Annotated in this window: 11 protein-coding genes; 8 read left to right on the top strand and 3 right to left on the bottom strand. The window is 65.3% G+C overall.

The window, feature by feature from the left end; translation table 11 throughout:
- Positions 1-176: 176 nt before the first annotated feature.
- The 6 genes from KW842_RS21520 (at position 177) to KW842_RS21495 (ending at position 8,159) form a co-directional block, all read left to right on the top strand.
- Positions 177-1,946, top strand: a complete 1,770-nt coding sequence (locus KW842_RS21520; protein WP_218306175.1) for a Mu transposase C-terminal domain-containing protein — start codon at positions 177-179, stop codon at positions 1,944-1,946.
- A 191-nt stretch (positions 1,947-2,137) separates the two neighbouring features.
- Positions 2,138-3,739, top strand: a complete 1,602-nt coding sequence (locus KW842_RS21515) for a flavin monoamine oxidase family protein (protein WP_218306174.1) — start codon at positions 2,138-2,140, stop codon at positions 3,737-3,739.
- On the top strand, positions 3,736-4,149 hold the full coding sequence (locus tag KW842_RS21510; protein ID WP_218306173.1) for a cytochrome c: 414 nt from the start codon (positions 3,736-3,738) through the stop codon (positions 4,147-4,149). Before KW842_RS21515 ends, KW842_RS21510 begins: the two co-directional genes overlap by 4 nt.
- Positions 4,150-4,162: 13 nt before the next feature.
- On the top strand, positions 4,163-4,669 hold the full coding sequence (locus KW842_RS21505; protein WP_218306172.1) for a RidA family protein: 507 nt from the start codon (positions 4,163-4,165) through the stop codon (positions 4,667-4,669).
- A 58-nt stretch (positions 4,670-4,727) separates the two neighbouring features.
- Positions 4,728-7,172: a TonB-dependent siderophore receptor gene (locus KW842_RS21500; protein WP_218306171.1), complete on the top strand. Its 2,445-nt coding sequence runs from the start codon at positions 4,728-4,730 to the stop codon at positions 7,170-7,172.
- An 87-nt stretch (positions 7,173-7,259) separates the two neighbouring features.
- A complete protein-coding gene (locus KW842_RS21495) occupies positions 7,260-8,159 on the top strand; it encodes an alpha/beta hydrolase (RefSeq protein ID WP_218306170.1) in 900 nt (299 codons plus the stop codon).
- Between the two features lie 35 nt (positions 8,160-8,194).
- Here KW842_RS21495 and KW842_RS21490 read toward each other — a convergent pair whose 3' ends face one another.
- Entirely contained in the window at positions 8,195-9,127 is a 933-nt protein-coding gene (locus KW842_RS21490) for an AraC family transcriptional regulator (protein WP_218306169.1), read from the bottom strand.
- A gap of 137 nt (positions 9,128-9,264) precedes the next feature.
- On the opposite strand from KW842_RS21490, the gene KW842_RS21485 reads away from it, so the two are divergent.
- Positions 9,265-10,008, top strand: coding sequence for an SDR family NAD(P)-dependent oxidoreductase (locus KW842_RS21485; protein WP_218306168.1), 744 nt, complete (start codon positions 9,265-9,267; stop codon positions 10,006-10,008).
- Between the two features lie 7 nt (positions 10,009-10,015).
- Here KW842_RS21485 and KW842_RS21480 read toward each other — a convergent pair whose 3' ends face one another.
- Positions 10,016-10,369, bottom strand: coding sequence for a nucleotide pyrophosphohydrolase (locus tag KW842_RS21480; protein ID WP_218306167.1), 354 nt, complete (start codon positions 10,367-10,369; stop codon positions 10,016-10,018).
- Positions 10,370-10,494: 125 nt separating this feature from the next.
- On the opposite strand from KW842_RS21480, the gene KW842_RS21475 reads away from it, so the two are divergent.
- Positions 10,495-11,358 (top strand): head GIN domain-containing protein, encoded by an 864-nt coding sequence (locus KW842_RS21475; protein ID WP_218306166.1) that lies wholly within the window; start codon positions 10,495-10,497, stop codon positions 11,356-11,358.
- Here KW842_RS21475 and KW842_RS21470 read toward each other — a convergent pair.
- The gene (locus KW842_RS21470) at positions 11,355-13,583 is read right to left on the bottom strand and encodes a putative bifunctional diguanylate cyclase/phosphodiesterase (RefSeq protein WP_373925219.1); all 2,229 of its coding nucleotides are present in this window, start codon (positions 13,581-13,583) and stop codon (positions 11,355-11,357) included. The two genes, KW842_RS21475 and KW842_RS21470, sit on opposite strands and share 4 nt — an antisense overlap.
- Positions 13,584-13,605: the final 22 nt, after the last annotated feature.

Raw genomic sequence — 13,605 nt, 5'->3', positions numbered from 1 at the left:
CAGCCTGGCTCTCATAGAGCAAGCCGGACTGGCCCGCTTATTGCATATGTGACAGCACAATCGTGATAAAAGGCGCGTTCAACAGCGCCTCAACCTGGAGACGTTAAGCTTGGGAGCATGGCCATGACATCGTTCAGGAAACTGTCGGGAAGTTTTGTCGATTCGAGGGAGCGCTGATGCTGCTGCGCAACGACCTGCTGCACTACACGCATCCGTCGCCGCGCACCGTCCGCATACTGTGGATCGCCCCCGAACAGCACCATGCTTACGTATTTGACGTGGCGGCGCTGTCGGCGGATGTCGAGACGATCCCGCTGTCGGCGCTGCACGCCGATCTTCAGGCCGGCCACGCCAGCTTACTGCCGGCCGATCCCTATCTGGTGCTGGTCAGCCAGGAACTGCTGCCGGCCAAACATTTGCAGCTGCGCGCGCGCGCCTGGCAGATCATCGAGTCGCTGGTGGCGCAGGAGCCGGCCATCTACGAGGCGCGCTTGCGCGGCCAGCTGATTGCCCAGGCCACCGCGCAGCATGGCGTGTCGCATCCGACCATCTACCGCTATCTGCGCCGCTACTGGCAGCGTGGGCAGACGCCGAATGCGCTGCTGCCCGATTACGGCAATTCGGGCGGGCGCGGCAAGGTGCGCCAGGCCTCGGCTGGCGTCAAGCGCGGCCGGCCGCGCAAGAACGGTGCTGACGCCGGTCCTGGCCTGAATGCGGATGAAGAGATACGCCGGACCTTCCGCGTCGCCACGGCGCGCTATGCGGCCGCCCATGCCCGTTTCTCGCGGCTGGGCGCTTACCAGCAGATGCTGGCCGATTTCTTTGTCGAGCGGCGCATTGACGCCAGCTCCGGCCGGGTGCAGCTAATGCCTGGCAGCGCGGCGCGCGAGGTACCGACTTTCGGACAGTTCAATTACTGGCTCGACCACGATGATGATCGGCCGCCAGAGGTGTCGCGCCGCGCGTCGGCCGGCACGGACGCCAACGCTGTCAGCTCAGCCGCAAGCCACGCCGCCCACCCTGGCAACCCCGGCGCGCCGCAGCACGCCACGCCGGCGCCGCTGACGGCTGCCGCGCTGCCGCCAGGACGGCCCGGCGCCAGCTTCCATCTGGACGCGGTGCGCGCCGAGGTGCAGCTGGTGGCGCGTACCGACCGTGGCCAGGCGCTCGGCCGGCCGCTGGTCTACGTTGTGATGGACAGCTTCAGCCGCATGGTGTGCGGCCTGTACGTCGGCATGGGCGAACCGCAATGGCCGCACGCCATGCTGGCGCTGGCGCACTGCGGCGCTGACAAGCAGCGCTACAGTCAGCAATACGGCCGGCAGATCGATGCCGGGCAGTGGCCGTGCCGCCATCTGCCGGAAACGCTGTTCGTCAACACCGTACTGACGATGGGCTGGAGCGGCGACGCGCTGCTGAATAATTTCAATCTGCGCTGCCTGGCGGTGGACGATGGGCCGTCCGACTGGCGCACGGTGCTGGAGAAACGCTTCCGCCTGCTGGCGCCGGCGGCGCAAGGCGCGCCGTGCCGGCTGGATGGTGTCATGGACATCGACCAGTTCACCCGTATCGTCATCGACTGCATCCTGTACCACAACAACCGCCAGGCGCTGGCGCATGCCGGCGGCGCCACACCGCGCCGCCTGTGGGAGTGGGGCGTCGAGCATCGCGGCGGTGGGCTGAAGATCTATCCCGAGCACCTGATCCGCTTCAACCTGATGCCGGTGGCGCAGGCCAGCGTCACCGCCGCCGGCATCGCGCTGAATGACAGCGTGTACACCTGCGCGCGCGCCATCAACGAGCGCTGGTATGAACGCGCGCGCCTGCGCGGCAGCTGGCCGGTCAAGGTGGCGTACGACCCGGCCTGCATGGAGACGGTGTATCTGCTCGATCCATCTACGCCGATGCAATTCCATGCCTGCCAGATCACCAGCGCCGCATCGTAACGGTGCGCCGCTGTTTTTCGATGAAATAAAGTCTGAACATTGTTTTATATCGTTTATCCTGTTTTTGTGTTGATACGAGCTTGGCGTAACAGGTTTATTTTTTAACCATACTGTGGCACGCCGTTTGCTAAAGAGGAACTATGGGATAGCAAGTCTCCCAAGGATCTTTCAGCAGACTGGTGAGGAAGCAGATGGAAAGTAAAACAGTAAAACCATTTACATCGTTTAGTGTCTTTACGAGGAGGGATTTTCTGTACCGGGCCGCAGCGGTAGGCGGCACCGGATTGCTGTTGAATACCATGAATGCCTGGGGCATGGGAATCGCCTCCACCGCCTCCGCGCCGCCGGTGCTGAGCGGCAGCGGCAAGGGCAAGAAGGTGTTGATCCTGGGCGCCGGCCTGGCCGGCATGACCGCCGCCTATGAGCTGGAGAAGCTGGGCTACAAGGTGCAGATCCTGGAAGCGCGCGCCTTTGCCGGCGGCCGCTGCCAGACCGCGCGCAAGGGCTTCAGCCTGACCGAGCTGGGTGGCGAGAAGCAGACTTGCGCCTTTGATGAAGGCCACTACATCAATCACGGCCCGTGGCGTATTCCGCTGCACCACCAGTCGACGCTGCACTACACGCGGCTGTTCGACGTGCCGCTGGAGGTGATGATCAACGAGAACGATCACGCCTACGCCTATTCCGAAAACGCCGGGCCGCTGGCCGGCAGGCGGGTGCGCATCAAGGAGATCAAGGCCGACCTGCGCGGCCATGTGTCGGAGCTGCTGGCCAAGTCGGTCAAGAATCATGCGCTGGACCAGGAGCTGAGCGCGGACGACCAGCGCCTGTTGCTGGACTACCTGCAGCACGAAGGCGCGCTGTCCGCCGGCGACCTCAAATACAAGGGCCGCAGCGGCCGTGGCTGGGCGGTCAATCCTGGCGCTGGTGCCAATCCGGGCACGCCGTCCGATCCGCTCGGCTTCAAGGACTTGCTGGCGTCGAAACTGGGCAATGTCTACAGCGCGGTACATGATTTCCCGATGCAGGCCACCATGTTCCAGCCGGTGGGCGGCATGGACGCCATCGCCAAGGCGTTTGAAAAACGCGTCGGCAAAAGCATCCGCTACAAGGCCGAGGTGCAGACGCTGCGCCAGACCGACAAGGGCGTGACCGTCACCTTCAAGGATACCGGCACCGGCAAGGGCGGTTCGATCAGCGCCGACTACTGCCTGTGCACCATTCCGCTGTCGGTGCTGCGCCAGATCGATACCGACTTTTCGGACAAATTCAAGAAGGCAGTCGCCACGGTGGCGTATGCGCCGGTCGGCAAGATCGGCCTGCAGATGAAACGCCGCTTCTGGGAAGAAGACGAGCATATCTACGGCGGCCATAATATGACCGACCTGAAAGGCATCAACACCATTTCGATGCCGTCCTACGGCTTCCAGAAGAAGAAGGGCGTGCTGCTCGGCTACTACCAGTACCAGACAGCGGCGATCGAGATCAGCGCGCTGTCGCCGAAAGAGCGCGCCGAGTTCGCGCTGGCGGCCGGGCAGAAGATCTTCCCGCAGTACACCGAGAACTTCGACAGCGCCTTTTCGGTCGCCTGGCATCGCGTGCAATACAACCTGGGCGGCTGGGCCGAGTGGACCGAGAAGACCCGTGCGGCGGCCTATCCGACGCTGCTGGAAGGAGAGGGCCGCATCCTGCTGGCCGGCGAGCACCTGAGCTATCTGACCGGCTGGCAGGCCGGCGCCATCGAATCGGCATGGCAGCAGATCGCCAAGATCCACGAAAGGGCCAGCGCATGAAACACGCACTGATCCAGGCCGCGCTGGCGGTCACGCTGGCCGCCGCTGCGGCTGCGCCGGCCGGCGCGCAGGAAGCCGCCGGTGACGGCAAGGCGCTGTTCATGAAGAACTGCGCTGCCTGCCATCAGCCGACTGGCAAGGGCATTCCCGGCGCCTTTCCTGCGCTGGCCAACAGCAAATTCGTGCAGGGACAGGGCAACGAGGTGGCCAGCGTGCTGCTGAAGGGACGGGGCGGCATGCCGGACTTCAGCGAGTCGCTGAGCGACAGCGAGATCGCCACCGTGCTGACCTTTGTCCGTTCCAGCTGGGGCAACAAGGCCAATGGCCTGAGCGAAGCCGATATCGGCGCGCTGCGCACCACTTTGGGCGTCGAGCCATTCGGCAACGCCGTCATGTCCAACAAACACTGAGAGAGAACCATCCATGAAAAAAATCATCGCCGCCCTGCTGATCGCCTCCGCCTTTGGTTCCGCTTCCGCCGCACCGAAAGCCGCGCCTGCAGCTGACATCGTGCGCCACAAGATTCCGAACTCCGATTTCCCGATTGCGCTGGCAGTGACCATTCCGCCAACCGCCACCATCCATTTCATCAGCGGCCAGGTGCCGGCGGTGGTTAACAAGGACGCGCCGGGCGATACGCTCGAAGCCTTCGGCGACACCAGGACCCAGTCGGAAACGGTGCTGAAGAAGATCAAGGAGATCTTGCAAGGCATGAAGCTGGAGATATCGGACGTGGTGAAGATGCAGGTGTTCCTGGTCGGCGATCCGGCCAAGGGCGGCAAGGCCGACACCAAGGGCTTCATGGAGGCGTACACGCAGTACTTCGGCGGCAGCCAGCCCAACCTGCCGGCGCGCGCGGTGGTGCAGGTGGCGGCACTGAGCAATCCAGGCTGGCTGGTGGAGATCGAGGTGGTCGCGGCAAAAAAATAAATGCGTTGTTGTTACGGGTCTTACTTTGTTTTTTCATCTAAAAATGGGGATTTAAAATATGCATAAGGCCACACTCAAGATCGGCGTTGCAGCCGTGTTGTCCACGCTGGCATTTGGCGCTTTCGCTGATGATGATGCAGCGGCGGCGGCAGATCCAGTAGTCACGCCCAACGTGGGAGCGGTGATCGTGACGGGGACGCGGACCAGCGGCCTCAAAGTTGAAAACAGCGCCTCGCCGATTCAGGTGCTGGATTCGGCCTCGCTGCAGCGCACCGGGCAACCTGACCTGATCCAGGCGCTGGCACAGAATCTGCCGTCCTTCACCGCGCAGGCCTTTGGCGGCGACACCGCCAACCTGACGCTGTCGGCGCGGCTGCGCGGTTTGAGTCCGAACAACACGCTGGTGCTGATCAACGGCAAGCGCCGCCATGGCACCTCGAATCTGGCGGTGCTGGGCGGACCATACCAGGGCGGCGCGGCAGCTGACCTGAACTTCATTCCGGTGGCGGCCATCGACCATATCGAGGTGCTGCAGGACGGCGCGGCGGCGCAGTATGGTTCGGACGCGATTGCCGGCGTGGTCAACATCATCCTCAAATCGAATACCCACGGCGGCACCGCCAGCGTCAATGGCGGCGGCTATGTCGACGGCGGCGGCCGCACGCTGGACGGTTCGGCGAATATCGGCGTCGAGCCGTTCAGCGATGCTTTCCTGAGCCTGACCGCCGAGTCCAAATACCACGGCTATAGCGACCGTGGCGGCATCGATCCGCGCGTGATCAATCCGGCCAATATGGCGGCGTATCCGGGCATGTTCCAGGAGCCGGGCTACCCGCACGTCAACCGCATTTCCGGCGACGCGCAGTATCACCTGAACATCTTCGCCGCCAACTTCGGCTGGGACTTCTCGCCGGACAGCCAGCTGTACGCGATTGCCACTGCCGGCCGCAAGGAAGCGCGCGCGTTCGAGAATTACCGTTTGCCGAGCCGCCTGCCGAAGATTTATCCGACCGGCTTCTCGCCGAAGGAAACCATCCGCGAGGAAGATACTGCGCTGACCGTGGGCGTGAAGAGCAAGCTGGCCGGCTGGAATGTCGATCTGAGCTCGACCTACGGCCGCGACAAGTCGCGTATCGGCGTTGAGGATTCGGGCAACGTTTCGCTGTTCAACGACACCGGCTATACGCCGACCGTGTTCAAGGCTGGCACCTTCATCGCCAGCCAGCTGACCACCACGCTGGAAGCGGGCAAGGAGTTCGATATTGGCTGGGCCAAGCCGCTGAACATCGCTGCCGGCGCCGAGCACCGCATCGATAAGTACGAGATCCAGGCCGGTGATCCGGCGTCGCGCTACAAGGAAGGTTCGCAGTCGTATCCTGGCTTCTCGCTGACCGACGCGGGCAGCCATCGCCGCACCAATCAGGCGGCGTATATCGACTTTGCCGGCAATCCGATCACCGATCTGACCGTCGACCTGGCCGGCCGCTATGAGCATTTCAGCGACTTCGGCAATGCCAAGGTAGGCAAGATCACCAGCCGCTACGACTTCTCGCCAGCGGCGGCGTTGCGCGGCACATTCTCCAATGGCTTCCGTGCGCCGACGCTGGCCGAGTCCTACTACTCGGCCACCAACGTCGGCCCGACGTCGGCCTTCGTGCAGCTGGCGCCGAATTCGGCCGGCGCCAAGCTGGTGGGCGTGGATGGCCTGAAGCCTGAGCGTTCGACCAATATCAGCCTGGGGATGGTGCTGAATCCTGCGTCGAATGTGCAGATGACGCTGGACGTGTACCAGATCAAGATCCGCGACCGCATTGTCGGTTCGGGCGCGCTGTATGGTTCCGGCGGTGCGGTAAATTCGCCGGCGGTGATCGCGGCGATCAAGGCCAATGGCAATGTGCTGGATAGTACGGTCAGCCAGACCGGTATCAACATCTTCTCCAATGCGGTCAATACCCGCAGCCGTGGGCTGGAGTTCGTGACGACGATTAATTCCAACTACGGCAGCGCCGGCAAGGTGGACTGGTCGATCGCCGCCAACTACAACAAGGTCGAGGTCACCAAGATCAATCAGGCGCCGTCGCAGTTGTTGCCGCAGACGCTGCTGGACAAGACTGCGATCTCGGACCTGGAGACCGCGTCGCCGCGCATGCGCGCCAATCTGGGCGCGCTGTGGAAGATCGGTAACTGGACCGTCAATCTGCGCGAGGCGATTTACGGCAAGTCGTCGGAGTGGGGCAGCGAGGATGGCTCGGTGTATCACAAGACCGAGATCAAGGCGACCGCGATCACCGATCTGGAAGTCGGCTACAAGATCAGCAATGCCTGGTCGGTGGCGGTGGGTGCGAACAATCTGTTCAACAAGTATCCGGATGGCGTGAATCCGGCGCTGTTGGCTGACCAGCGCGCCGCTGGCGACAACGCGGCGGTGCATGTGCTGGCGACGTTCTCGCCGTTCGGTATCAACGGCGGCTACTACTACGCGCGCGCCAACTACAAATTCTAAGCGGGGGCTTAGTTCTTTCGGGCCGTCCTTCGGGGCGGCCTTTTTTTTTTCGTGTAGCATGGCGGCTCACGTTGAGGGAGCGCGCGTATGTTGAACAGAATGAGCCGGGTGCTGATGGCGGCTGCTACCGCCGGTGCGGTGGGCGGCGCGGCGGCGGCACCGATGACTTTGCAGGACTACCTGGCGCTGAACGGGCCGGCGCCGACGCAGCACGTTGCGTATGGTGCAGCGCCGTCGCAGTTCGCCGAGTTGTTCGTGCCGGCTGGCGCGGGGCCGTTTCCGGTGGCGGTGATTATTCACGGCGGCTGCTGGACCAAGGCGTTCGGCGGCATCACGCAGATGCGCAATATGGCTGGCGTGCTGGCCGGTCAGGGCGTGGCGGTTTGGAATGTCGAGTATCGCCGTTATGATGAGGAGGGCGGCGGCTATCCCGGCATGTATCAGGATGTGGCGACGGCCATGGACCGACTGCGTGTGCTGGCGCCGCAGCATCAGCTGGATTTGTCGCGGGTGGTGCTGGTCGGCCATTCGGCAGGCGGCCATCTGGCGCAGTGGGCCGGTTCACGTGTGCGGCTGCCGCGCAGCAGTCCCTTGTATGTGGCCGATCCGCTGCCGGTGCCGGTGGTGATCAGCCTGGGCGGATTGGCTGATCTGCGCAACGAGCAGGCGCTGATCAAGTCCAGCTGCGACCGCGACATGGCGCAATTGGCGGGTGTGGCCAGCGCTACGCGTCCCGATATTTTCAGCGATACTTCGCCGGCCGAGATGCTGCCGGCTGGCGTGCGCACGGTGCTGATTCATGGCGAGCATGACGACATCTCGCCGCTGCGGGTCGGCCAGGACTACGCGCGCCGCGCCCAGGCGGCCGGCGACAGCGCCGAAGTACTGATGCTGCCCGGCGGCAGCCACTACGACGAAGTCGCCGCCAGCTCGCCTTCGTGGCCGCTGGTCTACGCGCAAATCCAAAAGGCGCTGCAGCGCCGCTAGCCTGAGCATCCCCCGTGCCTGCCTTTGCCTTCTGGCTAGCGGCGCAGCGTGCTGGTGATGCGGCTGGCGTCGCGGCCGGGAGCCTGGCCGAAGGCGCGGGCGTATTCGCGGCTGAACTGGGTGGCGCTCTGGTAGCCGACCTGGTGCGCGGCGGCGGTGACGCTGCAGCCGCCGGCCACCAGCAGCGTGCGCGCGCTGAGCAAGCGGATCTGCTTCTGGTATTGCACCGGACTGAGCGCCGTCACCGACTTGAAGTGGCGATGGAAGGCCGACACGCTCATCGCCGCGCTGTCAGCCAGCTGTTCCACCCGCAGCGGTTGTGCGTAGTCGCGGCGGATCTGCTGTATCGCCAGGTTGACGCGCGCCAGCGCTGAATCGGGCAGGGCGATGTCGCGCAGCATCCAGCCCATCGGGCCTTGCAGCACGCGGTAGAGGATTTCGCGCTCGTAGGTGGGCGCCAGCGCCGCGATGTCGGCCGGCTGGCGCATCAGGCGCAACATGCGCAGCCACGCGTCCAGCAGCTCTGGCGTGACCGCCGCCACCGCGAACGCCTGCTCGCGCTGCCTGGCGCGTTCCCGCTGCGCGACCGCGGCGGCTTGCCCAGCCCGACCCGGATGGGCGGCAGGATCGGGCAGGTCGGCCAGCAGGTTGGCGACGATGCCTGCGTCCAGCGTCAGGCTGATCGCCAGATATGGCTCGCCATTCGCCGCCGCTTCGACCACGCCTGCCGCCGGCAGGTCCACCGACATCACGAAGTAAGTGGCGGGGTCGTAGTGCAAGGTCTGGCCGCCGACCGTCATCGATTTTCCGCCTTGCAGAATCAGGTTGATCATCGGATCGTACAGCGCCGCCAGCTGATGCAGCGGGATCGCACCGCGCACCATGGCCACACGCGGTATGCCGGTTTCGGTGCGGCGATTTTCGGCATGCGCGGCCAGCGCGCGCAATTCATTGAGCTGATTTTCCATCGGCCGATTACACCGCAGTTTTCCGTCTCCGGCAAGCGAAAAGCAGGAATAGGCAGGATTGCGCCATGAAACGGCAAGACCGCGCGCGCCTGTTTGCCTACCATGCAAGCTCTACTTAATCACTGATCGGAGCCTTTATGAACATCGTCCTCATCACCGGCGGCAGCCGTGGCATCGGCGCCAGCGCCGCACTGGAATGCGCGCGCCGCAGCATGGGCGTCATCCTGACGTACCAGCGCCAGGCTGAGCAAGCCGCCGAGGTGGTGCGCCAGATCGCCTCCGCCGGCGGCAAGGCGGCGGCGCTGCCGCTGGATGTGGGCGACAGCGCCAGCTTCGCCGGCTTCCGCGGCGCCGTCGTGCGCACGCTGGCCGAGGTGTGGGGCGCGACCCAGCTCGCCGGGCTGGTCAACAACGCCGGCTACGGCGGCTATCAGCCAATCTCCGAGGTCAGCGAGGCGGAATTCGACGGCCTGATGCGCGTCCACCTGAAAGGCCCATTCTTCCTGACGCAAGCGCTGCTGCCGCTGCTGCGCGCCGGCGCCGGCATCGTCAACCTGACCAGCGCCACCACCCGCGTAGCCACCGCCGGCGTGGCGCCGTACGCCGCCTTCAAGGGCGGGCTGGAGGTGCTGACGCGCTATATGGCCAAGGAGTTCGGTGAACGCGGCATCCGCGCCAATGCGGTGTCGCCGGGCGCCATCCGCACCGAACTGGGCGGCGGCCTGAGCGCGGAATTTGAAACGCTGCTGGCGGGGCAGACGGCGCTGGGCCGCGTCGGCGAGCCGGAGGATGTGGCGCGCGTCATTGCCGGCTTGCTGGGCGGGGACAGCGGCTGGATCAACGCCCAGACCATCGAGGTCGCCGGCGGCTACAACATCTGAGGCCGGCTCAGTCGCTGCTGGGCTGGCCAGCCAGGTCGCGCGCGGCATTGGGCGGGTATTTGAGCGCGTTCAGTCCCATTTTTTCAACGGCGGCGGCGTGCAGGTCGACCTCCAGCTTGTCGGCCAGCTGCACCAGGTAGAGCAGCACGTCGGCCAGCTCATGGCGCACGGCGGCGCGGCCGGCGGCGTCCAGCTCGTCGCCGGTGCCGCTTTGCAGCCATTGGAAATGCTCAGCCACTTCTGCCACTTCCACCGACAAGGCCATGGCCAGGTTTTTCGGCGTGTGGAAGCGGGCCCAGTCGCGCTCGCGGGCAAATTGGCGCGTGCGGTCGCGCAGGTCGTGCAGGTCGGAAGTGTTCATTACGCTATGGTAGCACCGTCGTTTCGGCATTTCACCCCCGCTTTTTGACCGTTTGTCGCATAGGCCGGGTGGCTGGCGCGATGGCTGGCTATAGTGGCAACATCACTATTTCAAGGATAACCATCATGCGCCGCACCCTCATCGCCCTTGCCGCACTTTCTATCCTGGCCGGCTGCGCCGTCATTGTCGTGCCGGACGGCGACGGCAATGTCTCTTATCGCTCCTCGTTCGGCAACGCGGTGCAGGGCGACGGCAAGAACGTCGTGGAAAACCGCCAGGTCGCGGCGCTGGACGGCCTCGATGTCAACGGCCCGCTGATGGTCGAGGTGCGGGTTGGCCAGGAGGCCGCGCTGCAGCTGGAGGGCGACAGCAATCTGCTGCCGCTGGTGCGTACCGACGCCAGCGGCGGCACGCTGCGGGTCTGGATCGAAGGCAATGTGCGCACCAGCCATCCGCTGCGCCTGACCTACACCACGCCGGTGCTGCGGCATATCGCCGCCAACGGCTCGGGCACGCTGAACGTCAGCGGCCTGAATGGCGCACCGCTGGAATTGGCGCTCAACGGTTCGCGCGCGGTGCACCTGTCGGGTACGGTGTCGCGGCTGGACGCGCGCCTGAACGGTTCCGGCGGCCTGAACGCCATCGCGCTGGAAAGCGGCTCGGCCAGCGCCCGTTTGAACGGCTCCGGCCGGCTGGATCTGGGCCGCGTCAATGGTGATCAGCTGAGCCTGGACCTGCGCGGCTCCGGCGGCGCCCGCGCCAGCGGCAATGTGCGCGCGACCACGGTGCGCCTGAATGGTTCCGGCAGCGCCGACCTGGCCGGCCTGACCAGCGCCACCGCCGACCTGAGCAGCAATGGCTCGGGCGGCATTTCCGCCACCGTCACCCAGGCGCTGGTGGCTTACGCCAACGGCTCCGGCGGCGTCACCGTGTACGGCAATCCGGCGCAGCGCAATGTCAGCGGCAAGCGCGTTACTGTATTGAACTAAGTTGAACTAAGGCGGGTAATCAGCGCGGCCAGCGGCATCGGCCGCGCGTACAGATAGCCTTGCATGCAGGCGCAGTCGTGGGCGATCAGGAAGTCGGCCTGCTGCTGCGTCTCCACGCCTTCCGCCACCACCCGCAGGCCGAGGTGGCCGGCCATCGCCAGGATCGTTTGCACCAGCGCCGTGCTGTTGGCGTCGTGCGGCGTGTCCATGATGAAGCTGCGGTCGATCTTCAGCTCGTACAGCGGCATTTTCTTCAAGTAGGCCAGGCTGGAATAGCCGGTGCCGAAATCGTCGATCGAGAAGCGCAAGCCCATCGCGCTGAGCTGGTGCATGCGGGCGATGGTGTCGTCCATCTTGTCGATCAGCAGGCCTTCGGTCACTTCCAGCACCAGCAGCTGCGCCGGCGCGCCGCTGGCGGCCAGCGCCTGGCGCACCTGGTCGACAAAGTCGGCCTGGCGGAATTGCGTCGGGCTGACGTTGACCGACAGCGGCATCGACAGCCCGGCTGCCTGTAATTCCAGTACTGCTGCGCAGGCCTGGCGCAGCGCCCAGTTGCCCAGCGCGACGATCAGTCCGGATTCCTCGGCCACCGGGATGAACACGCCCGGCGGCACCATGCCGCCGTCCGGCAGCGGCCAGCGCATCAGCAGCTCGCCGCCGACGGTGCGGCCGTGGCGGTCGACCTGCGCCTGGATGTGCATCTGTAATTGTTCGCCGGCCAGCGCGGCGGCCAGGTCGCGTTCCAGCGTCAGCCGCCGTTCCAGCTCGGCCTGCATGGCCGCTTCGAAGAAGGCGATGCCGTTGCGGCCCTGCGATTTGGCGCGGTACATGGCGGTGTCGGCTTCGCGCAGCAGGTCTTGCGCGCTGTGGCCCGGCGCGCCGGCGCGCGGCAGCATGGTCACGCCGATGCTGGCGGTGGAGTTGTAGGTCTGGCCTTCGATCTCGATGTCCTGGCCGATCGCGGCGCGGATTTTTTCCGCCACGTTCAGCGCCGCGTGGGTGGCGTGGTGCAGCTCCGGCGCCAGGTGGCCAAGCAGCACCACGAATTCGTCGCCGCCGATGCGCGCCACCGTGTCGGCCTTGCGCATCAGCTGGCTCAGGCGTTCGGCGGCGCTGCGCAGCAAGGCGTCGCCGATGGCGTGGCCGCGCGCGTCGTTGATGGTCTTGAAGCGGTCCAGGTCGATGAACATCACCGCGCTGTAGGTGGCGCCGCGCTCGGAGCTGGCCAGCAGCTTGTCGATGCGGTCCATCAGCAGGCGGCGGTTAGGCAGGCCGGTGAGCACGTCGTAGAAGGCCAGCCGGTGGATGTCGTCCTGCGATTTCTTGCGCTCGGTGATGTCGCGCTCGACCGCCACCCAGTGGGTGTTGACGCCGTGTTCGTCGGCCAGCGGCACCAGCTCGGTTTCGACCCAGTAGCTGTCGCCGGCCTTGGTGTAGTTCAGCAGTTCGGCGCGCACCGCGCGGTTGGCGGCGATCGCCAGTTCGATGTCGTCGATCACCGCCTGCTCGGTGTCCGGGCCGCGCAGCAGCCGCAGGTTGCGGCCCAGGACTTCCTCGCGGCGGTAGCCGGTGCGCCGCTCGAACGCCTGGTTGACGAAGATGATCTGCTGCGCGGTGTCGGCGATCAGCACCATGTCGTTCAGGCGCGCCACGGCGGCCGAGGTCAGGCGCAGTTCGGCGTTCAGCTCGGACAGCTTGTCGAACGAGCCTTCCAGGTGCTGCAGCAGCACCGCGCAGGACAGCGTCAGCACCGCTGTCATGAACATGAAATTGATCGAGATGATGGCGGCGCGCAAAAAGGCATAGTCGGGCAGGCCGTCCAGGTGCATATTGGCGTTGTCCTGGAAGCCCAGCAGCATCACCGACAGCCCGGCCAGCCCCAGCGTCCACAGCGCCGGGCGCAGCCCGAGCAGCAGCGCCGCCAGCACCGGCACCGCCAGCAAATAGATCTGGCTGACCGGTCCGACCTTCAGCAGCAGCGCAATACCGACCACGAAGGCGACCACCAGGAAGTTCAGCACGCGCGCGGTGTAGCTCAGCCGGCGCCAGCGCCAGATCACGCCGACCCACACCAGCGCCGCCGTGTCGATGATGGCGATCGACCACATGCCCTCGCTGGCCGCCAGCAGCGCGCTCGGCACGGCGGTCAGCAGGCCAAGCAGAAACACTACCAGCAGCAGCCTGGCAAAGATTTGCGCGCGCCAGTGCGCTATGTCGTTCGCCACAGGCAAGGGGCGGTCTCCGGAT

The organism is Duganella sp. sic0402, from assembly GCF_019219065.1.
Taxonomy (GTDB): Bacteria; Pseudomonadota; Gammaproteobacteria; order Burkholderiales; family Burkholderiaceae_D; genus Rugamonas.
The sequence above is the reverse complement of the archived record's forward strand: the minus strand, read 5'-3'. Positions and strand labels throughout refer to the sequence as shown.

What these genes read in the sequence shown, in the direction of transcription:
- KW842_RS21495 (WP_218306170.1), top strand. Translation starts at nt 7,260, where the DNA reads ATGTTGAACAGAATGAGCCGGGTGCTGATGGCGGCTGCTACCGCCGGT.
- KW842_RS21490 (WP_218306169.1), bottom strand. Translation starts at nt 9,127, where the DNA reads ATGGAAAATCAGCTCAATGAATTGCGCGCGCTGGCCGCGCATGCCGAA.
- KW842_RS21520 (WP_218306175.1), top strand. Translation starts at nt 177, where the DNA reads ATGCTGCTGCGCAACGACCTGCTGCACTACACGCATCCGTCGCCGCGC.
- KW842_RS21485 (WP_218306168.1), top strand. Translation starts at nt 9,265, where the DNA reads ATGAACATCGTCCTCATCACCGGCGGCAGCCGTGGCATCGGCGCCAGC.
- KW842_RS21515 (WP_218306174.1), top strand. Translation starts at nt 2,138, where the DNA reads ATGGAAAGTAAAACAGTAAAACCATTTACATCGTTTAGTGTCTTTACG.
- KW842_RS21505 (WP_218306172.1), top strand. Translation starts at nt 4,163, where the DNA reads ATGAAAAAAATCATCGCCGCCCTGCTGATCGCCTCCGCCTTTGGTTCC.
- KW842_RS21500 (WP_218306171.1), top strand. Translation starts at nt 4,728, where the DNA reads ATGCATAAGGCCACACTCAAGATCGGCGTTGCAGCCGTGTTGTCCACG.
- KW842_RS21475 (WP_218306166.1), top strand. Translation starts at nt 10,495, where the DNA reads ATGCGCCGCACCCTCATCGCCCTTGCCGCACTTTCTATCCTGGCCGGC.
- KW842_RS21480 (WP_218306167.1), bottom strand. Translation starts at nt 10,369, where the DNA reads ATGAACACTTCCGACCTGCACGACCTGCGCGACCGCACGCGCCAATTT.
- KW842_RS21510 (WP_218306173.1), top strand. Translation starts at nt 3,736, where the DNA reads ATGAAACACGCACTGATCCAGGCCGCGCTGGCGGTCACGCTGGCCGCC.